This is a genomic window from Gemmata sp. SH-PL17, assembly GCF_001610855.1.
GTDB lineage: Bacteria > Planctomycetota > Planctomycetia > Gemmatales > Gemmataceae > Gemmata > Gemmata massiliana.
Genome location: NZ_CP011271.1, coordinates 8,705,544 through 8,725,117 on the forward strand (window position 1 = coordinate 8,705,544; position 19,574 = coordinate 8,725,117).

Sequence of the window (19,574 nt, forward strand, 5' to 3'; positions counted from 1 at the left end):
TCATACTTACACGTACCATCTCAGAATCGGTTACTTGCAGGCCTTTAGAAACGCAATTAGGTCCGCTAGTTCTTGCGGGGTAAGAAGTTGCTCCATTCCGGCGGGCATGAGAGACACGGTGCTCGGAGCGATGCTTCCAATATCGGCCCGGGCGACGCGCTCCTCTTTGTCCGCCGCGACCACGATGACGATTTCGTCCGGGGCATCTTTTTTCAGTACGCCGTTAAGTGTGCGGTCGTCGGTGGTGACGACGCGAACCGGTTCGTAGCTGCGCACGAAACTTGCGCTGGGAAAAATAACGGATTCGAGCAAGTCGCGCTCGGTGCGGATGCTCCCGATCCGCGTGAGGTCCGGGCCGGCGGTGCCGCCCACGTACCCGACCTTGTGGCACGCGACGCAGTTCGTCTTCGCGCTGTTGAACACGAGTTGGCCGCGGCGCACGTCGCCCGGTTTCAGGTCCGAGAGTAACTTCTCCAGGCGCGCGGTTTCGTCCTTGCGCGCGTCCGCGAGTTCCGCGTAGAGCTTTTCGGCTTCGTCCTTCACCGCCTGGGGGTACTTGTCGAGCACCGGCTTCACGAGTTCCGTGCGGAGCGCCGGGCGCACGGTCTTATCACGAAGTGCCTTCACCAGAGCCAACCCGACCTTCTCGTCCGTCGTTTTTGTGAAGACGTTCAGCAGTTTCGCGAGGTCGAGCGGCGATGTCGTGTGAAGCGCTTCGACGATTGCACCGAGTTGCTCCGTCGTCAGTTTGGCGCGTAGCAACACGTCCGCGGCCGCAGCGCGATCGGTCGCGGGTTCGTCGCGCGTGATTTGGTGGAGCAAATAATTTGTAGCCGCGACATCGAGAGCCTGCCCTGCGGGGCGTGCCGCAAGAAGCGCAAGCCGAAACTCCGTTGGGACGACTCCACTGGGCCAGAGCTTCACACGCGGCAACTGCGCCACGAACGTGTCGTAATCTTTGGCCTCCGTGGGGAGCACGCGAAGGGCCATCAGTGCGTCGCGTAGCACCGCGTCGTTATCGAAGTGCTTTGCCTCTGCGAGCAGCGCATCACGCCACACCACAGGGAAGACCTTCGATCCGGAACGAGCCATCACACCGAGTGCGATTCGGGCCGATTCTGGTGTCGCACCGGTTAGCGATTCCCCCAACACTTTCTGAATCGCAGTGTTCGACGCGAACTTGATGAGCCGCGCTGTGAGCTCGTCGCGCTCGATGGGGGCGAGTTGATCGGCGGCCTTTAGTTTGTCCTTAAAGTAGCCCGCGAGCTGGCCGCCCCATTGCGGGTGCCGCCCGGCGATCCACCACGCCGTTTCACGCAGCGCCGCGTTCGGCGAATCGAGTTCAGCCAGTACCGCTTTTGCTTCGAGGTTGCTACTGGGGATGTGTTCGAGGGCCGCGAGTGCCGCGCGCCGAACGGCGGGGTTAGAGCTGGTCAGGAGTTTCGCGGTCGCCTGAGCGTCGGCAATTTCGATGAGCGCATAGGTGAGCGCGTGGTCGAGCGCGCGATCATTCGTCGGTTCACTCAGCGCGGCGAGGATAGCCGGGATTGCGGCTGGATCTCCGATGCGCCCAAGAGCCGTTGCGCATGCCCGACGAACGGGAAGCGAACCTTCCTTCACGAACTGACACAAGGTGTCCACCGCGGGCTTATACCGGTGCAAACCAAGAACGTTCGCGGCAGCGGTCGAAACCGGGCCGTCCCTGGTCACCATGCGCGCTAGAAGTGCAAAATTCGGCTCGCGAAGGCGCGACATGGCCCACACTGCGTTGAGGCGTGTTTCCTCCGAATTGCCCAAGACACAAGCCCGATCGAGAAGGCTCTTACTCGAATTGTCTGCGCCCGATCGCGTTGCGAGGAAATCGGTCACGCGCTGGCGCACCACCGGCCGCGGATCGCGGAACAGCTTCTCCAGGGTTTCGGTATCGGCCTTTGCCAAATCGATCGCCAGCCCGCGCGGATCTTCTACCGCGTGGGCGCCGACCTTCTTTACGCGGTAGATCGCACCCGTCACGTCCGGCTTTACGAGTTGCGAAGTGGGGCAGCACAGCTTGTACCAGCCGCCCGTATCCACGACGAGCAGCGAGCCGTCGGCGTCTTCGATCACGTCCGTGGGGTGGAAATCGATGTTGTCCGACACCACGAAATTCGAGTCCCGCGTCTCGTAGGTCGAGCCCTTCGGAACCAGGACGTGCCGGCTCACTTTGCGCAAGTTGAACTGACAACAAAAAATGTTATTCGCGTAGTCCTTTCCGAACTGATCGCTCTCGTACCGGTGAAGCCCGCACGGGGCCGCCGGTCCCATGTGCGTGAGCACCGGCATGAGTTGGGGACTCGTCCACGGGTGCTCGTACACTACGTCGTGGTCCTTCCCGTACACACCGCCGTAGATCGCGTGAACGAGACCGTCGCGCTTTCCTCCGCCGGGGTGCTGAAAAAACGTGGTGTTGAAGATGAGATCGCCGCCCGGCGTGAAGACGACATCAACCGGGTTGTCCATGCCGCCGGTCATAACCGGTTCGATGTTTTTACCGTCCGCGGTCGCACGGAAGACGTGGGCTGCGCGTGTGGAGAACTTCTTACCGTTGACGACGTGTTCCTGATGCGCGAACGCCCCCTTGCACCAGTAAACGTAGCCGTCCGGTCCGCGGTACGGGCCGTGCAAGTCGTTCGCGCACCCGGTGAGCGTCTTCCCGTCGAACCAGACCTCCTCTTTGTCCGCGACGCCGTCATCGTTGGTGTCGGTGAACTTCAAAATGTGTGGGGGAGCGGCCACAAACAGCGAACCGTTCAACCACATCGCGCCTTCGGGGAACATCACGTTCTTCACGAACACGGTCTGCTTGTCGAACTTGCCGTCGTTCTTCGTCGATTCGAGTCGCACGATGCGGTGGGGCTTGTTCTTAAGTTGCTCCGCGACCTTGTCGTTGGAGCCGCTCGAATCGCACACATAAAGTCGCCCCTTCTCGTCGAGCGCCGCGACGATGGGTCGCGGGACTAGGTCCGCGCCGGCCGCGAGTTCGATCGTGAAGCCCTCCGGCAGCGTGAACGTGTGCCCGTTCAGCTTCACTTGGTGGGTAGACGTTTGTGGTTGTGCGGCCGCTGAAGCCGCAGCCAGAACAGCAAAAAATACGGCAAGGCAGAAGCGGTGCATGACGTGTCTCCGCGGGGTGCGGGACAGTATAGCCGTGAAGAACAGTTCCCCCAATCACCTGCTTTGACGGGAAGTGGTCGCGTGATTGGGGCTGAAGGACCGTTTGCCACACACTACCGCAAACGTTGCTAGTTGCGCGTTTCGACTACTTCGCACTGTTCCAGCGCTTCTGGAGCGTGGTGAAATCAGGGGCAGCATCTTTGCTCGCAGGCGCGCGAAGCGTGCGTGCCCACAAGCGGGCGTAGCTCCCGTTTTGCACCGCGTCAGCGAGGAACACTTTGCGCGTCTTCGGGTGAACGCGGAGCAGGTTCAAATCGAACAGCGTGCGAAGGTCTGCGCGAAGCGGAATTGCATTTTTGAGTTCGTTCGGCCCCTCGGGGTCGATGAGCGCGACTTCGATAACGGCTTCGGCATCCGCGCTGCTGACTGCGCACTTGTTGTCGTAAGCAGTTAATACCTTCTGGCGGAAATCCTCCGCCCCACGACGCTGGAGCACCCCGCGCCAGGCGACTTCGGACACGCCTGTCGGGGCTTTGGCCGCAAACACGCCCTTTGCGACGACCTGCGCCGCGATGCCGCCCGTTGATTTCCCAGAAGTCTGCTTCTGGTCGTCGCCGCTCTGACTGACCGGAGGTGGACCGGCGATACCCGCTCGTGCTTCGTCGGGGAAGTTGGTACCCAGTTTGATCGCTTGCTCGTAGTCGGTTTTGGCGCCGGCCGCGTTGCCGAGGTGTTGGCGCGTGTGCGCGCGGTAGTAGTACGCATCGCCCATCTTGGGGAACGCCTTCACCAGTTCGTCGCAGAACTGTTCGCACGCGGGCGCGAGCCGGGCTTTCGCATTGGCGTCGGCGAGTTGCTGGAGCGTCTCGGTGTACTTCTGGTCGTCGATCTTGCGGAACCCGACGAAGTTGGCGCACGCGGATTTGAACTTCTCGAAGTCCTTGCCCGAGAGCACCGCCGGCGGGAGTAACACGCGACCAGCCCCGGAGACAACGAACTGATCGTCCTGCTTAACGATGTCCTCGATGGTGAACGCTTCCCACAGCACATACGTTTTGGGCTTACCGAACCCGCTAATCACGAACACCGTGCCGCCCTGAGCCTGCTGCACGGCCGCGAGTTTGGAGTACACGCCCATGCGCGTGGTCAGCAGCGCGTCAGCTCCGTTAGGGAACCGGCCCATTTTCTCGATGTTGAAATACTGCAAAAAGTTGGACACGTGTGACTCCAGTAAGAATGGAGCCACAGGTTACCGCGCTGATGTGCCTTGTTCCAGCGCCGTGACTAAACGCTACCGCTCACCACAACGCCGACAAAGTGCTTCCCCGAAGCCAATGAGTGTCAAAGTCATACCGCTTACCGCGAACCTCCTTTGCCCCTTGGCCCGTCTGGTGTAAAAAGAGCAGAAGCCGTGTCCCAGCTTCACTACGACTTTTGGTTTTGGTGATAGTTCCGACTTATCGGATGTAGTGTCACGATAAACTGTTCGGAGAAATATTTAAGAATGGCTCGAAAATAAGCATTATGCACCCGTAGCTCAACTGGATAGAGCACCCGCCTTCTAAGCGGGTGGTTGTGGGTTCAAGTCCCGCCGGGTGTACTGAGAAAAAGACCTGATTTTCAAGCACTTCGCCCCACCTACCTTCATTGCCGATCGGCCCCTGATCCGGGTAGTTTCGTGGTACCATACCCCGAAACCCTGGAGCCGTTATGGGGCGCCCTCGAAACCCGGTCCCGAAGTACCTCCACCACAAGGCGAGCGGCCAGGCTCGCATTCGCGTGGCCGGGAAAGACATCTACCTCGGCCCTTACGGGTCGGAGGAATCGAAGAAGGAATACGACCGCATCCGGGCTGAGCTTGCGAGCAAGGCCCCGGCCGCGGCGGAACCGGCCAAAACGGGCACCGGACCACGGCCACGATCCCGCGTGTCCAAAGTGATTGACGTGTTGGCCGCATTCTGGGAGTGGGCCAAGGGCCACTACCGGGATGCCGACGGCAAGCACACGAGCGAGATCCCGTGGCTCAAGGAATCGCTCACGGACGTCGCCAAGTTGTACGGGCACACTCTCGCGACCGAGTTCGGGCCAGTAGCGCTCAAGACGATCCGCCAACAGTGGATCGTCGCCGGGCTCGCGCGCACCACGATCAACGCGCGGGTTAACCGCGTGCGGCGCGTGTTCAAGTGGGCCGCGTCCGAGGAGCTGGTGCCGGTCGCGGTTCACACCGCGCTCACCACGGTCGCCGGGCTCAAGAAGGGACGCACCGAGGCGCGCGAATCAAGGCCCGTCACCTCGGTTTGTGATCTGTATGTCGCGGCCACGCTCCCCTACATGACACCGACGCTTCGGGCGATGGTCCTCGTGCAACGGCTCACGGGGTGCCGGCCCCAGGATGTACGCCGTGTGCGCGTCGGCCAGGTCAACCGCGAGCTGCACCCGTGGGTGTATCAGCCCCCGCAGCACAAGACCGCGTACCGGGGTTCGTCGCGAACGGTCTACATCGGGGGTGCCGCGGCCGAGATCCTTGCACCGTTCCTCGACGGGCGTCAGCCTGAAGAGGTGGTGTTCGCGCCGGCGCGCGCACTAGCCGAGCGGTACGCGCTGATGCGTGCGCAGCGCAAGTCGAAGGTTCAACCGTCTCAAGTGAGTCGGGCGAAACCGACGGCCGCACGGAAGCGCAAGGTGCCGGAAATGTTCACGATCGGTGGGTACGCCCATGCGGTCGAACTGGCGTGCGAGAAGGCCGGTATCCCGAACTGGCACCCGAACCAGCTCCGGCACAAGTTCGGCACGGAGGTACGCGCGCGGTTCGGGTTGGAAGCCGCCCAGGTGCTCCTCGGGCACCAACAAGCTAACGTCACGCAGGTGTACGCCGAGCGCGACGCTTCTCTGGCCATTCGGGTGGCGGAGCAAATGGGCTAAGGTTACTCGCTCAGGGCGCAGAGCACCAACTCCACCCTTTGCTCGTTGCGCCCGTAAATCTCGACCTCGACCTTTGTGACTCGTTCTGGGTCGAGGAGCCGTGCCCTCCAAGCCGGGCACCCGCGGTCCATGTGAGTCCGGAGCCGCCTCAGCACCTCTCGCTTGGGCTGGGTCAGCTCGGCCCGCACCATCCCCCGGGCGAGCACCAGTGCCACTTCGCCATCAATGTCATCGTCTTCGTCCACCCTACACCGCCGTTCGCACGAGACCCACGAACACACCACAAAGCCGCGGATCACTCTCCGCATCGAGCCGGATCGGTTCGAGAGCTTTATTCCGCGGGTAAAGCCACGGCTTACCGCGAATCACGCGGTACACCTTCAACGTGTGCTGTCCGTCGACCTGGGCGAGCACTACCTGCCCCTCATCGGCCCGGGAGCACGGGCGCACGGCCACGAAGTCCCCCGGCATGATGTGCGCCTCGATCATGCTCTCCCCCTGAACGCGCAGCATGCGCACCCCGGTGAACAGCTTCTCGATTTCGAGCCACCCCTCGGGCTCGCTCGCTGGTGGCTGGGGCACACCGGCCGCAACCCGCCCGTCGATCGGGACCGCGAACCCCTTCGGGCCGTGGGCGAGTGCGAGCCCGCGGTGCCCGCCCTTGTTGACCAGACGCCCCTTCGCGACGAGCGCGTCGACCACAGGTTGTGCATTGCCCGGGTAGTCGTACCCGAGCTCGCGCCCCACATCGCGCACTGAAGGCGCACGCCCGTTGTGGGTGATGTACTCTCGAATGAAATCGAACGCTTGAGCTTCGCGGTCCGTCAGTTCATCCATTTGGTCCGCCTGTTGCGAGATAATACAAATGTATTTTTCTGTCTTGACCGCCTGGGAAAGCTAGCATACATTTGCATTCTAGACAAGCGGATGGGGTGCAGCAACCCGGTTGTCTTCTTTCCAACGGGCGGTGCCGTCCCCGGCCGCCCTGTTCCCACCGGGCGCGTCCCGCCCCGATCACTGACCCTCTCTGTGGGTTCGTCATGCCAACTGATACACGCCCGCGCGTGGAGATCGCGCGGGCCGTGCTGCGCCTCCACAACGAGCGCGTGGTACCGATCGAGCAGCTCCGCGACCAGGCCCAGGCCGGTTGTCAATGCGATGATCCGATGGATCACTCAAGGGAAGCGTGGGGTCCATTTGGACGCTTATCACAGGCCAGGTATCGGGTGGGTGTCCAGTTCGGCCGCGGTGGATCGATTCCAGACCCAATACCTTGCCGCAGCAATGCGAGCGATTAACGGAGTCAAGACGGGATCAAAGAAGGGCGGTGCAGCGTGACTGTTGAAGCTGTCAAGGAAGCGGTGAGGGTGTACGCCGATGCGAACCTGCCCGGATGGGAATGCGCTGAGATCGCAGTTCGCGTCGGCCCTCTGGGTGAGATGATGGAAGAGACGCTCCTCGTTCTTCCTAAACCTCGTCGCCCGAATCCTTCGCAAGATTCTCCTGAGCGATGCGACGATCCTCCCGCATGATAAAGCGGGTCATGTACTTTTCGATCAAGATACCCATGTCGATATCTGCGTGAAGAGCTACGCGGTGAAGCGCCATTTTGAATTCAGGGCGCAACTTCACTTGGCTCTTCGCGCCTTTGTCTTCTCCGATATCAACTTCGCGGAGCTCGTCCAAACTATTGGGCGGACTATCATTTTTGGACTTCGACACGCTCTTTACCCCGACCATTTCAACTCCGTTTAGGGGCACCGCCGCCCCGTCTACTGGTGGATCAGTTTACCAGTCTCCCAAGATGCTCAGCAACTTTATTCGCCCCACGTCGCTTGACATTTATCAGTCGACCGGGTATCTAGTATTCCAGTCGACCAGAAACCTAGGCGACCAGAGTGCTAACAATGAGTACGAAGAAAGTGGTCGCGGGTGTCGCCCCTGAAGTGGCCAACAAGGATCGGACCCTCGTTGGCGTCAAACTCCCGCGATGGCTCAAGCAATTTGCCGCTCAGATCGCGCAGATGACCGGCGAGGACATCGGCGACGTGTTCGAGCGCCACGCTGGCGATTCGATCACCGAAGAATTACGCCTGCGCTCCGAAGCGCTAATCGACGGGCTCAAAAAAGGAGCCTAACTCATGCGCCCGCAAGTGCTCACTGAGACCGTGCTCACATTCGCGGAAGCAGCGGCATCCTGTCCCGCCGTCAGCGGCAAGAAGCCTACCCGCGAGACGGTGCTCTCCTGGGTCGAAGTCGGCGTGAGGGTAAACAGCGACCGCGTGAAGCTCGAATCCGCAAGGGTTGGTGTTAGGCGCGTCACGAGCCGTGAGGCTCTCGACCGCTTCTTCGCGGCCATCGCGGGAGAGACAGTCCGCCCCGCCGTGGAACTGACACCTTCCGAGAACCGCAAAGACTCGGACCGGAAGGTCTCGAAGCTGTTGACCGATTTCGCGAACACACGCTAACCGCAACCCAGCAACTCGATCACTAACAGGTGACACCGATGAAGATCGTTGTCTCGGCGGACCACGTCCGCGCGGGTGAGATCGGTTCGTGCCTTGATTGCCCGATCGGGCACGCGCTCCGGGACGCGCTGCCGGGCGTGGAGTTCGAGGTCGGGACCATCGCGATCCACATCCGCCACGACGCTGAGTGGATCGCGTACCCGCTTCCCTGGTACGTCACGCGGTTCATTCAAGCTTTCGACGCCAGCGTCGATGTCGCCCCGATCGAGTTCGACCTACCGATCGATCTCGACTTCGACCCGGACCCCAACAACACACCGGCCACAGTCGCGGCCTGAAGCAAGCCGACCGGGGTTGAGGACGCGCGCCGAAGGGCGACGGCCGTTGACTCCCCCGGTCGGTGATCCACGCGGTGCCCGCGGCCGGGTGTTCCGGTCGGGGGTCGGCAAGGGAGCGACGGGCGAGCGGCGGCACGGCCCGTGGGAGAGTCCGAGACCCGGGCACATCGCTCTGCCCGGGTCCGACGCGCGAACACACGGAGGCCCGCCATGAGCTTCGAGAAATTCTTCGCGATCGGGATGGGCTGGCTCCTGTTCTGGATCGCGGTGTGCCTCGCGTTCGGGCGCCTGTTCGAGTGGCTCGAACCCGACGAGGAGCCTTCGACCCCACGCAAAGACTGAGGCCAGCCCCGCGGCCCCACTGCCCACGAGACGCATCAATGGACCTCGGCATCTTCTTTGACGGCTTGTGCGAACCGATCAACCCGGGCGGCACCGCGTGCTACGGGTACGCGATCTACGGCATCGGACCGGTCGGTAAGGCCGTGCCCGGGTGCGGGGTGTTCAAGGCCGGCGCGGGGATGACCAACAACGTGGCCGAGTGGATCGCGCTCGGGAAGGCCCTCGCGCTGGTCCGAGCCGAGAAGCTCCGGCCCGACACGGTCACCATTTACGGCGATTCGCAGCTCGTCATCAATCAGCTCATCGGCGACTTCGAGTGCAACAACGAGCGCCTGCGCGAGTACCGGGACCGGTGCCTCGAACACCTGACCGAGCTCGCGTGCGTGTGGAAGGCGCACTGGATTCCGCGCGAGCAGAACGTCGAGGCCGACCACCTGGCCCGGGCCGCTTACGTCGGGCGTATCGGGCGCCTGCTCCCGGAGCGCGTCAAGGCGTAACGATCACCCACATCCCCGCCAAAGGATCTCCGTCATGCCAACGCCCGCCGATTTGCTCGCGGCCATTTCCAAGGCTCGCACCCAACTCCGGGACGCGGAGCGCGAAGAGGCCGAGGCCCGCAAGGCGCTTCGGGCCGCGACAGACAAACTCAAGGCCGCGAACAAGCGGTACCTGACCGCGATCGACGAGGCCCTCGACGAGAACCGTCAGCCGGGATTGTTCGACCTCGCCGAACCCGCCCCGGCGATTCCGGTACCGCAATCACCCGCGCTCGAGGATACGACGCCGGAGCCCGTTGTTCGCTTGATGCACGTCCCGAACTTCCCCGACGTGGTGTTCGATACGCTCTTCGCGCAGGGCGTGAGCACGGTGCCCACGCTCATCGAGCGGGTCGACGAAGCGACCAAGGGAATCGCCCTCCCACTCCGCAACCGTGTCGTCACGTACCTGGTCAAGCTGAAGGTGAAGATCAAACCGGCCGAGAACGCCGCGGACGCGATCGCGGCTCACCTCGAACCGAAGAACGCGCCAGTCGGAACGCATCTCGCCTCCGTCCCCGGGTTCCCCGTGGCGGCGCTCGGTCCGCTCGCGGACGAGGGCGTTCGCACGGTCGAGGATCTCGACGCGAAGGTGGCCGAGATGCGGACCAAATCGGCCCACCGCGAGGCGACTCGGTACTCGGCGCTGCGGTCCCTTGGGCTCGGTGAGGCCTTGGTGCTCGCCGCCGACAAACTGGTCGACCACTTCGCGCCGAAGCTGGACAAGACGGTCAAGGTCATCGACGTGCTCAATCTGCCCAAGCCGAAGCGCGTGCGGAAGTCGAAGGCGGTGGCCCAATGATCGACCCGATCAACATCCCGTGTCCGAACTGCAAATCCCCCGCCGGCGACGTGTGCCGGACCAAGGGCGGAAAGCACCGCAACGAAACGTGCTCCCAGCGCGTCGCCCGTGCCGAGGTGATGGCCGAATCGCGCCCGGTCAAGAAGCCGAACCCCGCTCCGGCTCCGCAACTCGCGCCTCGACCCGACCAGTTCGACGAGCACACACCGCCCCCGCGAACGCGGCCAAAGGGGTTGACCCTCGACGCGCACATCACCCTGCCGGCCGGTGAGGATCTGGCCGGGATCTTCGCGCAGTGGAACCGCGACGGGCGCGTGCCCGAAGGTGCGGTGCTGACGGAGTACATCGGCCGGGCGCCGCTCGGGTCCGGGGCCGACAGCGGGTACACGTTCGTCGCCGGGGCCAACCCGTTCGGCGTCCGGGCCGGTGACGAGATCCCGGCCGGTCCGTTCGAGCCGTACCTCGTGCGCGTGACCGTGAAGCGCCAGCAGTGCCCGAAGTGTTGGGCGATCTTCACGCCGAAGGACGAGGCGTGATGGGCATCCGGCGCGAAACCGAGGCCTCGTTCCAGTCCGCGGTGCTCCAGTTCGCGCGCCTGAACCGGTGGCGCGTCTACCACACCGCGGACTCGCGCCGCTCGGAGGAAGGGTTCCCCGACCTGGTGCTCGTGCGCAACGGCCGATTGGTGTTCGCCGAGTTGAAGGTCGGGAGCAACACCACGTCGACCGCTCAGCGCGAGTGGCTGGAGGCCCTGAGCGCGGTGGCCGAAGCAACGGGCGGCGCGGTCGGGTGCTACCTCTGGCGCCCGGACTCGTGGGACGAGATCCAAACCGTGTTGGGGGGCCGATCGTGAGTCAGCCTACGTGTTCCCGTTGTCCTGCGTTCCTGCACAGCACCGAGAGCATCGCGGCAGGCTTGTGTCACGGGTGCCGATCGGGACCGCCCGAAATGCGGATCACCGAGCCGCCTCCGGCGCAGCCCCAATCCCACCAGACCTCGACACCTTTGAAGGAGCAACGTGATGGTAGCCCTGATGCACTCAGATGAGTTCCGCGCCGGCCGTGCCGTGCGCCTGTTGGTGGTGTTCCTGGCCTGGCCCGGCGACCCGGGCAGCGCCGTGACTCCTAACCAGCGCGCCCAAGCGCTCAGTGCCCAGGTCGCCCGAGGCACGTGGCTATCGCCCCGCGAGTCGTTCACGTTCGTGTGCCGGCGCTGGGACCGCCCGGGCGGGTCCGTCGTGCGGGACGAACGCGGCCATTTCTGGAATGTGCCGGATGACTACCTGACCTCGCACCCAATCGACGACCGCCCGGAGGCCCGTTCGTGACGACGGCACTTGCCAACCCGTGGGGCGCCCGCGCCGAAGACCTCGCGCGCTGGGCGCTGACCCGCCTCGTGAACCGGACCGACCGGTGCGGCGGGTGCTACGGAGATCCTGTAACGGGCGATGTCCGGCGCACGACGCGCCCGGCCGGGGGCGCGAAGCCCGGGTACGTGGACCTGCGGCTGCTCGCGCGCCACTTCCGGGCCAGCGCGACCGAGGACGTGATCGGGCTCCACGCGCTCGGGGCCGACGGGTTCGGCAAGTGGGTCGGGGTGGATATCGACGCGCACCCGGGCACTACCGCCGATCCCGACGCGAACGAGCGGTTCGCGCTGGCGATTTATGACCGGCTCGCGGTGCTCGGGTTCACCCCGCTGTTGAGCGAGTCCAACGGTAAGGGTGGGTTCCACGTCCGCGCGCTGTTCGACAGCGCGGTCGAGGGGCCGGTCCTGTTCGCGTTCGGGCGCTGGCTCGTGCGCGACGCGGCCGGGTACGGGTTCGCCAAACCGCCCGAGGTGTTCCCCAAGCAAGCCGTAATCGACGGGGACACGAAGTACGGGAACTGGCTCCGGCTCATCGGCCGTCACCACGGGCGCGATTATTGGGGGCGCGTGTGGAGCGGGAGCGAATGGCTCGACGGGGACGCGGCGGTCGAGTACGTGCTCGGGATCGGGGCGACCCGGTCGAGCTGATCCCGGACGAGGCCCGCACGTTCGACCCGAACCCGCGCCCCGTGCCGTCGGCCCCGCACCCGCACGTGCCCCTCACGCCGGGCGGCTCGACCGATCCCGAGACCGACGTGTTCGCCGCGTACAACCGCGCGCAGACGATGGAATCGGTCGGGGAGTTGCTCCAGCGGCACCGGTGGGAACCGGTCGGGCACCGCGGCCCGCGCTGGGACTTCCGCCGGCCCGACAAGAACGGGGACAAGAGCGGGAACCTGATGCTCGTGTCCGGCGTGCCGATCTTCTACGGGTTCACCGACGCGGCCGGGATTCCGGACCACAAGGGGCTCAACCCGAGCAACCTGCGCGCGGCGCTCGAGTACCCGAGCCAGTTCGCCCGGCTCGCCGAGCAGCTCCGGCGCGAGGGGTACGGCCCGGTCCGGTCACAGCGCCCCGTGCCGACGGCACTGCGGGAGCACACCCGCTCCGTTCCAGCGTCCGAGGACCGGCCCGTTGACCCCGTGACCGAAGAGGCGGTGAACGAGGAGTTCCTGGACCCGCATCGGCTCGGCCGGCTGCTCGTACCCCGGGCCGACGGCTTACCCACACTCGTGTACCACCGGGCCGAGTGGTGGGAGTGGCGGAACGGGCGGTACGTGACCGTGGCCGACGACGACTTCGAGAAGCGCGCGTGGGCCACGTTGCGCGAGGAGTGCGAGGCGGATCACCGGTCCGCGGTGCTCGCGTGGGACCAGGACGGCCGGAAGTCGGCCCGTCCGACGATCGTGAAGCTCGACGGGCGCAAGGTCACCAACGCGGTCCAGGCCGCGGCCTCGATGTGCCACCTGGACGGGGACACGACCTGGCCCGTCATGCTTCGGGCCGATGCCCTGCGCCCCGGGCACATCCCCAAGCTCCGGCCCGATCCTGACGCGCGCGAGTACATCGCGTGCGCCAACGGGCTCATCGATGTGCCCGAGCTGCTCGCGACCGGGCGGGCCGTGCTCGCGCCTCCGACCCCGCTGTACTTCACCCCGGCCGCACTGCCCGTGAAGTTCGAGGCCGGGGCCGTGTGCCCCAAGTTCGAGGCGTTCCTGGCGCGCGTCACCGACGGGGACCGCGAGCGTCAGCTCGTGCTCCAGGAGATGGCCGGGTACCTGCTCCGGTTCGACACTGGGTTCCAGTCGTTCTTCGTCATGACCGGCGAAGGGGGCAACGGGAAGAGCACGTTCCTGGCCGTGCTCCGGGCGCTGATCGGGGATTACAACTACGCCTCGGTCCCGCTGGAGGAGTTCGGGGAGCGGTTCGCACTGGCGAGCACGCTCGGGAAGCTCGTGAACGCGGTGGCCGAGGTCGGGGAGATGGACAAGGTGGCCGAGGCCAAGCTCAAGAGCTTCGTCTCGGGCGACCTCATGAACTTCGACCGCAAGAACAAATCGGCCCTCAACACGCGCCCGACCGCCCGGTTGCTGCTCTCGACGAACATCCTGCCCCGGTTCGCGGACCGCACCGAGGGCGTGTGGCGCCGGTACACGGTCGTCCCGTTCAACGTGGTCATCGCGGTCGCCGAGCGGGTCCGCGGGATGGATTCGCCCGAGTGGTGGGTCGCGTCGGGGGAGATGCCGGGCGTGCTCAACTGGGCGCTCGCGGGCCTGCACCGGCTCCACGCCCAGGGCGGGTTCACCAGCTCGGCCGTGTGTACCGCGGCGAAGGCCGAGCACCGGGAGTTGTGCAACCCCCACAAGCAGTTCCTCGACGAGCACGTGAAGGAAGACGAGGACTCGTACCTGCGCGTGGGCGAGCTGTTCGCCGCGTACCAATCGTGGTGCCGGTTGAAGGGGTACAAGCCGCTCAACGACGGGAACTTCGGGGCCGAGCTGCGGAAGGTCCATCGCGGTGTGAAGAAGACTCGTCCGCGGGACGGGCGCGAGCGCACCCATGCTTACGCCGGGGTCACGTGGGCGGAGGGCCGGCCCGACGGACTGCTGGTCGAGTACGACCGGCGCCGGCGCGACTCGTCCGGTTGGAGCCCGGAGAGCGACATCCCGATGTGATCTGGTCACCCTGGTCACCCTCACCCGAATCGCTGTGACCGCCGCAAGTCCTTGCGGCACAAGGGTTGGTCACCCCGGTCACCCCGGTCACCCTGTCCTTATCCCCGAATAACTCCGGACCACTCCATACGACCTCGGCTCTTGTTGCTGAGATGGGATTTCCAAAACAGGGTGACCACTATGACCGGGGTGACCAGAGCTTACAGGACAAGGACTTACGCTGGTCACCCTATGCTTCGGCATGGTGACCAGGGTGACCAAAACGCCCAACGACGGACGACCGGACATGAAACCGAAAGACGAGCGAGCCGGTGACCTGGTTCGCAATCAGCGTGGGACGACGTTCATCCTGGAACTGAAACCCGTGGCCGATCCGCAGCGACGGCTGGGGTATCCAGCTCGCGACCCGAACTACCGCCTGAAACTGGCCCTGAAGCGATTCCTGCGTGATTACGGGCTCGAATGCACGAGCGTGCGGGAGGGCCAGGGCGAACCGATCGACACCGACGAGGAGCAGCAGGGGTAACGACGGAACAGGCTGAAGTGATCTTGCAAAAGATCGGTGGATTTAGTCGGGTCTCCAATCAGGTTCTAGCCACAGTGCCTTGCGAGGCCGTGGTGCCCGTGCGCGATCAGTGCGCGTGTCACCGGGACGAGTCGGAATGTATGTGTCGCACTCCCGACCCGATCCCGTACCGAGTGTTAGATCGCGGATGTCATCAAGGTGGCGAACGAGCCGCGACCACCGTCGACGCAACGAGCTCCACACGCGGGTCAGACCGCATTGCCCACGCTTCTGAATGAACACGATCGACGCGACGGCGTCTGGACAGAGGCCGTGTTCAATCGCGTAGCCGGTACCGAGGCGGCACCGGCCTGTTTAATGATGCCATTTTCTTTAGGCAACACGCCGCACGTCAAGACCAAATATCGGCCAGCTAAAATCTAGCGAACATTTCACGTAATAGAAACCGCCAACATTATTCATGATAATTTTATTAATTATCAACAAATTTATAAAATTACTTATCTTATTTCCTAAGTAATTATTGATATAACTATCAAAATTATTACTGGATATATTTCAATCAATCTCGGAAAAGACATATTTCATCGCGCTACAGGCAAATCGCGCGTACTTTCTGCGATAAATCGAAATAGCTAATCAAACAACCTGGTGATTCAAAACGACGCCGCGCGCTTGCCGGTGATTGAATCGCCAACCACACCACGGCCCACGAGGCGCGCAATGGGATACGGCACCGTTTCTCGACCAGGCACTGTTTGTGGGCAACTAGCGGGCCTCGTGACGGCCCTTGATTGGGAGGACCGGTTGCCCGGGTACGAGCAGTGGCTCGCGGCGCACCCGGGCAGCACGATGCTCCTCGAATGCGAAGGGGTCACCGGTTTCGAGTTCCCGGCACTCGCGTCCCTCGTGCGATTCTGCCTGAGCGCCCCAGGGCGGGTCCGACTGCTGAACTGGCGCGCGGAGTTCGTCCAAGCGGCGCTGTCACAAGTTCACGGCGAATTGCCGACCGGCCCGCGGGTCACCCGGACGCCCACGCAAGTCATGGTTTGGGCGCACGAACTGGAGCTACTCGCCGAACGGCTGACGGCCCAAATTGCGGAGCTGCGACAGCTCCGTTCCCGTCGCTAACGGCACCAGGATGCCCCCAGCACGTGACCCTCGCGCCCCGGGTTCCGCACGTGGGAGTTACGCGGGCGCACCCGCAACGGCCCATAGTCCGCTGACACGGCCGTGCCACGGTGGTACGGTCCCGGTTCCAAACACGATCAAGGATTCGTCTCATGCACGCTCCGTTCATTGCACCACTCTTGAAGGTTCGTATCGGCCCTCGGCTCATCGGGGGGTTCCTGTTAGTCGCGTTCGGGTGCGGCTTTCTGGGGTACACGGCCATCCGCGCGCTCGGCGAGATCCGCGCCGCACAAGTGAACGCGACCGCCAACCTGGTCCCGAGCTTGATCGGCCTGGACAAGGCCCGGGCCGGGGTGCTCCAGGTCCAGCGGGCCGAGCGCACCATAATCACTTCGGGGCTACGCAGCGACGAGGCCGGGATCCGTACCGGCCGCGGGAACATCGCGACCGGGTGGAAACAGCTTGAGGAGGGGTTCAAGGTGTACTCGGCCCTGTCCATGAGCGACAAAGAGGCCGCAGTGTGGAAGCAGCTTCAGGCCGCGTTGCCCGAGTGGAAACGCGACTACGAGGAGGTCATGGCGCACGTCGAGAAGCGCGAGTTTGAAAAGGCCGGGGACGCCGCGTTGCGGGAACTGAAGACGGCCGCGCGGATGAACGAGTTGCTGCAGGATCTCATGGGGATCCAAGAGGAGATCGCTCGGAGCGAGGACGATCAGGCCAACCGAACTTATGCGTCCGCGTCCTCCACGCTCTGGGCCACCATCATCGGGGCCGTGCTCGCCGCCCTCGGGCTCGGGATCGTGATCGCGGCGTCGGTGACCGGCCCGCTCTCGCGAACGGTAAGCGTGCTCGAGGCCGTAGCGAAGGGGGATCTGAGCCAGCGGGCCGATGTCCAGTCGCAGGACGAGGTCGGACGCATGGCAATCGCCCTGAACACGGCGATCGGCGCCCTCGTGGCCGCCCAAGAAGCGGAGCGCCAACAGGTCGAGAAGGACCGCCTGCGGGCCGAGCGCGAGGCCACCGAAGCGCGCGAGCGCACCGAGCGCGAGGCCGCGGCCACCCGAGCCCAGGCCGAACAGGACAGCGCCCGAGCGGCCGAACTCCAGAAGAAAATGAACACCGTAGTGACCACAGTTAACGCAATGGCCGCGGGCGACTTTACCCAACAGGTACCCGATTTGGGCACGGACGCGGTCGGCCAAATGGCATCCGCCCTGAACAAAGCGATCGTGTCCGTGCGTGCTGCCCTCGAGGGCGTGCGTGAGGTGTCCGAGCAACTGGCCGACGCCTCGGGTCAACTGTCCGCGGCCAGTGAAGAGATCTCGACCGGCGCCCAGGAGCAGGCCTCGAGCCTCGAAGAAACGGCCAGCACGCTGGAAGAGATCACCGCGACCGTGCGTCAGAACGCCGATAGCGCCCAACAAGCCCGACAACTCGCGAGCGGTTCCCGGGACGTGGCCGAGAAAGGCGGTCAGGTGGTCGGTAACGCGGTCGAGGCGATGGGCGAGATCAACCAGTCGTCGAAGAAGATCGCGGACATCATCACGACGATCGACGAGATCGCGTTCCAGACCAACCTGCTCGCACTCAACGCTGCGGTCGAAGCGGCCCGTGCCGGCGAACAAGGCCGCGGGTTTGCCGTCGTCGCGAGTGAGGTTCGGAACCTGGCCCAACGGTCGGCCACGTCCGCGAAGGAGATCAAGTCGCTGATCGAGGACTCGGTCAAGAAGGTGGACGCGGGCACCGAACTCGTGAACCAGTCCGGCTCCACGCTGGGCGAGATCGTGACCAGCGTGAAGCGCGTGACTGACATCATCACCGAGATCGCCGCGGCTGGTAAGGAGCAGTCCGCGGGTATCGAGCAAGTGAACAAAGCCGTGACCCAGATGGACACCGTCACTCAGAAGAACGCCTCGCAGACCGAAGAGATGTCCGCCACAGCCCAAACACTTACCGATCAGGCCGCACAACTGCGCGACCTCGTCGCCCGGTTCAAGCTCGGTGACACCGGAGCGCGTCCCGCGCGCAGCACCCCGGCTAAGTCGCCCCGGAAGAATGGGGCGATCCCAAAGCCCAGACCCGCGGTCACCCGTGCCCTCAAGAACGGGACAACCAACGGCAACGGACACGTGCACGAACTCGATCACCTCGGTAGCGGGGATGGAGGATTCACAGAGTTCTAACTCATCTGTGGCTTAACGCTCCGCCCGACACGTGAAGGCTCTTGTGCCCCGCGTGCCGGGCGGGACCGATTCGCCAGGCTAGTTAGGCAAGCCTAACAAAATCCGGACCCTCCCTATTATCTGAAAACGGCTTGAGTTTCACGGGTCCTTCCGGCGGGTTGGTCGAAAAGTGCCCCATCGGGAACAGTCGGGGTTATAGACACAGTAACGGTACGCGCACACAGCGCCCAAAGTGCCCTGCCTTCAGTGGAACGAAGAGGCATTTTAAAGCGAGGGAGACGTGCCCGAGTTCCGTGTTGTTCACTTACCCTTCTTGCCCTCACCACCGAGAGGTGGCCTGCAATCTCCGAAACCATCTTGGCGACGCAGTCTTTTTATCTGCGATCGCCCGCTCGTGTGTCCGAAGTGCAAGAGTCCAAGGTAGGGCGAGGAGAAGCAGTGGGAGCAAAAGGAACGGCCAAAATAGGTTCAGCCGGGGTTACTTGGATGGGCTTTCTGTGTCGGGAATGAAGACGCAACAAAGCACGTAAACAACTCCAAGAATAATCAGAGCTAGGAAGGTCATGCCGATGGAAAGGGCCGTTGCGGAAGTGGCGTCTTGGGCAGTAACCTCGATGCCAAATCCTTGGAATTTTTGAAGCCCAAGTAGCCCAAATGGGCTGACCGAACTCAGACCACCTACCCCCATCACATACACTACAAGGTGGCGTATCATCCGCTTTGCTGGGGGATCATGCCAGAGAGAGTACAACTCTACCCCGATGAGCGCCGCAAGCAGAGTACACACAAGCAGCAAAACGATTCTGAACCAAACTGTATCAAACCGCTTCATCGCCTCTTCGGGCCAACTGAAAATAGCTACTGCTGCGGCCGCACAGAGCGCCGTCACTCCAAACGCGAGCGTGATTGCGAGAGAGCGATTGCGACTCATGCTGCACTGGCCACTCGGGGAACCCACGGTCTGCTTCGAATCGCTAGCCAGACGATTGCAAACAGGTGCGCAGTGAAGCCGCAAGCAAAACCGATGAGCCACTGACTCTCAATCAAGCTGGCCGCGCACGCCGCGGCCGACAGAATGGCGACTCCTGCGGTAAATCGAATCAAGGAATCCCCGACAACGGACACCCACT

General features: G+C 63.6%; 21 protein-coding genes and 1 tRNA gene. 16 read left to right on the forward strand and 6 right to left on the reverse strand.

Annotated elements, in window-relative coordinates; all coding sequences use genetic code 11:
* Positions 1-30: 30 nt before the first annotated feature.
* A complete protein-coding gene (locus VT84_RS36305) occupies positions 31-3,153 on the reverse strand; it encodes a PVC-type heme-binding CxxCH protein (RefSeq protein WP_082842972.1) in 3,123 nt (1,040 codons plus the stop codon).
* A gap of 145 nt (positions 3,154-3,298) precedes the next feature.
* Complete coding sequence (locus VT84_RS36310; protein WP_082842973.1) at positions 3,299-4,372, reverse strand: hypothetical protein; 1,074 nt, start codon at positions 4,370-4,372, stop codon at positions 3,299-3,301.
* Between the two features lie 307 nt (positions 4,373-4,679).
* Here VT84_RS36310 and VT84_RS36315 point away from each other — a divergent pair.
* Positions 4,680-4,753: transfer RNA gene (locus tag VT84_RS36315), tRNA-Arg, on the forward strand.
* Positions 4,754-4,863: 110 nt separating this feature from the next.
* Positions 4,864-6,075, forward strand: a complete 1,212-nt coding sequence (locus tag VT84_RS36320; protein WP_082842974.1) for a tyrosine-type recombinase/integrase — start codon at positions 4,864-4,866, stop codon at positions 6,073-6,075.
* 2 nt (positions 6,076-6,077) lie between these two features.
* Here the strand turns inward: VT84_RS36320 and VT84_RS36325 are convergent, their stop codons facing one another.
* The 3 genes from VT84_RS36325 to VT84_RS36335 all read right to left on the reverse strand — a co-directional run bounded on the left by VT84_RS36325 (position 6,078) and on the right by VT84_RS36335 (position 7,797).
* Positions 6,078-6,320 (reverse strand): hypothetical protein, encoded by a 243-nt coding sequence (locus VT84_RS36325; protein WP_082842975.1) that lies wholly within the window; start codon positions 6,318-6,320, stop codon positions 6,078-6,080.
* Position 6,321: 1 nt separating this feature from the next.
* A complete protein-coding gene (gene lexA, locus VT84_RS36330) occupies positions 6,322-6,912 on the reverse strand; it encodes a transcriptional repressor LexA (RefSeq protein WP_082842976.1) in 591 nt (196 codons plus the stop codon).
* 630 nt (positions 6,913-7,542) lie between these two features.
* On the reverse strand, positions 7,543-7,797 hold the full coding sequence (locus VT84_RS36335; protein ID WP_157470244.1) for a hypothetical protein: 255 nt from the start codon (positions 7,795-7,797) through the stop codon (positions 7,543-7,545).
* 185 nt (positions 7,798-7,982) lie between these two features.
* On the opposite strand from VT84_RS36335, the gene VT84_RS36340 reads away from it, so the two are divergent.
* The 14 genes from VT84_RS36340 (at position 7,983) to VT84_RS36395 (ending at position 18,444) form a co-directional block, all read left to right on the forward strand.
* Complete coding sequence (locus VT84_RS36340; RefSeq protein WP_082842978.1) at positions 7,983-8,213, forward strand: hypothetical protein; 231 nt, start codon at positions 7,983-7,985, stop codon at positions 8,211-8,213.
* Positions 8,214-8,216: 3 nt separating this feature from the next.
* Positions 8,217-8,543 (forward strand): DUF1580 domain-containing protein, encoded by a 327-nt coding sequence (locus VT84_RS36345; protein ID WP_082842979.1) that lies wholly within the window; start codon positions 8,217-8,219, stop codon positions 8,541-8,543.
* A 38-nt stretch (positions 8,544-8,581) separates the two neighbouring features.
* A complete protein-coding gene (locus VT84_RS36350) occupies positions 8,582-8,881 on the forward strand; it encodes a hypothetical protein (protein WP_082842980.1) in 300 nt (99 codons plus the stop codon).
* Between the two features lie 210 nt (positions 8,882-9,091).
* Positions 9,092-9,223: a hypothetical protein gene (locus VT84_RS41905; protein WP_255359527.1), complete on the forward strand. Its 132-nt coding sequence runs from the start codon at positions 9,092-9,094 to the stop codon at positions 9,221-9,223.
* 38 nt (positions 9,224-9,261) lie between these two features.
* Positions 9,262-9,720: a ribonuclease HI family protein gene (locus tag VT84_RS36355; RefSeq protein ID WP_082842981.1), complete on the forward strand. Its 459-nt coding sequence runs from the start codon at positions 9,262-9,264 to the stop codon at positions 9,718-9,720.
* A 34-nt stretch (positions 9,721-9,754) separates the two neighbouring features.
* Positions 9,755-10,561, forward strand: coding sequence for a hypothetical protein (locus VT84_RS36360; RefSeq protein WP_082842982.1), 807 nt, complete (start codon positions 9,755-9,757; stop codon positions 10,559-10,561).
* The gene (locus VT84_RS36365) at positions 10,558-11,097 is read left to right on the forward strand and encodes a hypothetical protein (RefSeq protein ID WP_082842983.1); all 540 of its coding nucleotides are present in this window, start codon (positions 10,558-10,560) and stop codon (positions 11,095-11,097) included. The genes VT84_RS36360 and VT84_RS36365 overlap by 4 nt, the downstream gene beginning before the upstream one ends.
* Complete coding sequence (locus VT84_RS36370) at positions 11,097-11,414, forward strand: hypothetical protein (RefSeq protein ID WP_082842984.1); 318 nt, start codon at positions 11,097-11,099, stop codon at positions 11,412-11,414. Before VT84_RS36365 ends, VT84_RS36370 begins: the two co-directional genes overlap by 1 nt.
* A gap of 168 nt (positions 11,415-11,582) precedes the next feature.
* Positions 11,583-11,888, forward strand: a complete 306-nt coding sequence (locus tag VT84_RS36375; RefSeq protein WP_082842985.1) for a hypothetical protein — start codon at positions 11,583-11,585, stop codon at positions 11,886-11,888.
* Complete coding sequence (locus VT84_RS41560) at positions 11,885-12,577, forward strand: hypothetical protein (RefSeq protein WP_239465592.1); 693 nt, start codon at positions 11,885-11,887, stop codon at positions 12,575-12,577. The genes VT84_RS36375 and VT84_RS41560 overlap by 4 nt, the downstream gene beginning before the upstream one ends.
* Complete coding sequence (locus VT84_RS36380; RefSeq protein WP_239465593.1) at positions 12,514-14,604, forward strand: phage/plasmid primase, P4 family; 2,091 nt, start codon at positions 12,514-12,516, stop codon at positions 14,602-14,604. Before VT84_RS41560 ends, VT84_RS36380 begins: the two co-directional genes overlap by 64 nt.
* 286 nt (positions 14,605-14,890) lie before the next feature.
* Positions 14,891-15,130, forward strand: coding sequence for a hypothetical protein (locus VT84_RS36385; RefSeq protein ID WP_082842986.1), 240 nt, complete (start codon positions 14,891-14,893; stop codon positions 15,128-15,130).
* Between the two features lie 723 nt (positions 15,131-15,853).
* A complete protein-coding gene (locus VT84_RS36390; protein ID WP_157470247.1) occupies positions 15,854-16,261 on the forward strand; it encodes a hypothetical protein in 408 nt (135 codons plus the stop codon).
* 152 nt (positions 16,262-16,413) lie between these two features.
* The gene (locus VT84_RS36395; RefSeq protein ID WP_082842987.1) at positions 16,414-18,444 is read left to right on the forward strand and encodes a methyl-accepting chemotaxis protein; all 2,031 of its coding nucleotides are present in this window, start codon (positions 16,414-16,416) and stop codon (positions 18,442-18,444) included.
* Positions 18,445-18,922: 478 nt separating this feature from the next.
* On the opposite strand, the gene VT84_RS36400 is transcribed toward VT84_RS36395, so the two are convergent.
* Complete coding sequence (locus tag VT84_RS36400; RefSeq protein ID WP_082842988.1) at positions 18,923-19,375, reverse strand: hypothetical protein; 453 nt, start codon at positions 19,373-19,375, stop codon at positions 18,923-18,925.
* Positions 19,376-19,574: the final 199 nt, after the last annotated feature.

Bases quoted from the DNA above. Each gene is read 5' to 3' on its own strand.
- VT84_RS36385 (WP_082842986.1), top strand. From the start codon at position 14,891: ATGAAACCGAAAGACGAGCGAGCCGGTGACCTGGTTCGCAATCAGCGT.
- VT84_RS36365 (WP_082842983.1), top strand. From the start codon at position 10,558: ATGATCGACCCGATCAACATCCCGTGTCCGAACTGCAAATCCCCCGCC.
- VT84_RS36345 (WP_082842979.1), top strand. From the start codon at position 8,217: ATGCGCCCGCAAGTGCTCACTGAGACCGTGCTCACATTCGCGGAAGCA.
- VT84_RS41905 (WP_255359527.1), top strand. From the start codon at position 9,092: ATGAGCTTCGAGAAATTCTTCGCGATCGGGATGGGCTGGCTCCTGTTC.
- VT84_RS36320 (WP_082842974.1), top strand. From the start codon at position 4,864: ATGGGGCGCCCTCGAAACCCGGTCCCGAAGTACCTCCACCACAAGGCG.
- VT84_RS36380 (WP_239465593.1), top strand. From the start codon at position 12,514: ATGGCTCGACGGGGACGCGGCGGTCGAGTACGTGCTCGGGATCGGGGC.
- VT84_RS36375 (WP_082842985.1), top strand. From the start codon at position 11,583: ATGGTAGCCCTGATGCACTCAGATGAGTTCCGCGCCGGCCGTGCCGTG.
- VT84_RS36395 (WP_082842987.1), top strand. From the start codon at position 16,414: ATGCACGCTCCGTTCATTGCACCACTCTTGAAGGTTCGTATCGGCCCT.
- VT84_RS36340 (WP_082842978.1), top strand. From the start codon at position 7,983: ATGAGTACGAAGAAAGTGGTCGCGGGTGTCGCCCCTGAAGTGGCCAAC.
- lexA (WP_082842976.1), bottom strand. From the start codon at position 6,912: ATGGATGAACTGACGGACCGCGAAGCTCAAGCGTTCGATTTCATTCGA.
- VT84_RS36305 (WP_082842972.1), bottom strand. From the start codon at position 3,153: ATGCACCGCTTCTGCCTTGCCGTATTTTTTGCTGTTCTGGCTGCGGCT.
- VT84_RS36360 (WP_082842982.1), top strand. From the start codon at position 9,755: ATGCCAACGCCCGCCGATTTGCTCGCGGCCATTTCCAAGGCTCGCACC.
- VT84_RS36350 (WP_082842980.1), top strand. From the start codon at position 8,582: ATGAAGATCGTTGTCTCGGCGGACCACGTCCGCGCGGGTGAGATCGGT.
- VT84_RS36370 (WP_082842984.1), top strand. From the start codon at position 11,097: ATGGGCATCCGGCGCGAAACCGAGGCCTCGTTCCAGTCCGCGGTGCTC.
- VT84_RS36390 (WP_157470247.1), top strand. From the start codon at position 15,854: ATGGGATACGGCACCGTTTCTCGACCAGGCACTGTTTGTGGGCAACTA.
- VT84_RS36355 (WP_082842981.1), top strand. From the start codon at position 9,262: ATGGACCTCGGCATCTTCTTTGACGGCTTGTGCGAACCGATCAACCCG.
- VT84_RS36400 (WP_082842988.1), bottom strand. From the start codon at position 19,375: ATGAGTCGCAATCGCTCTCTCGCAATCACGCTCGCGTTTGGAGTGACG.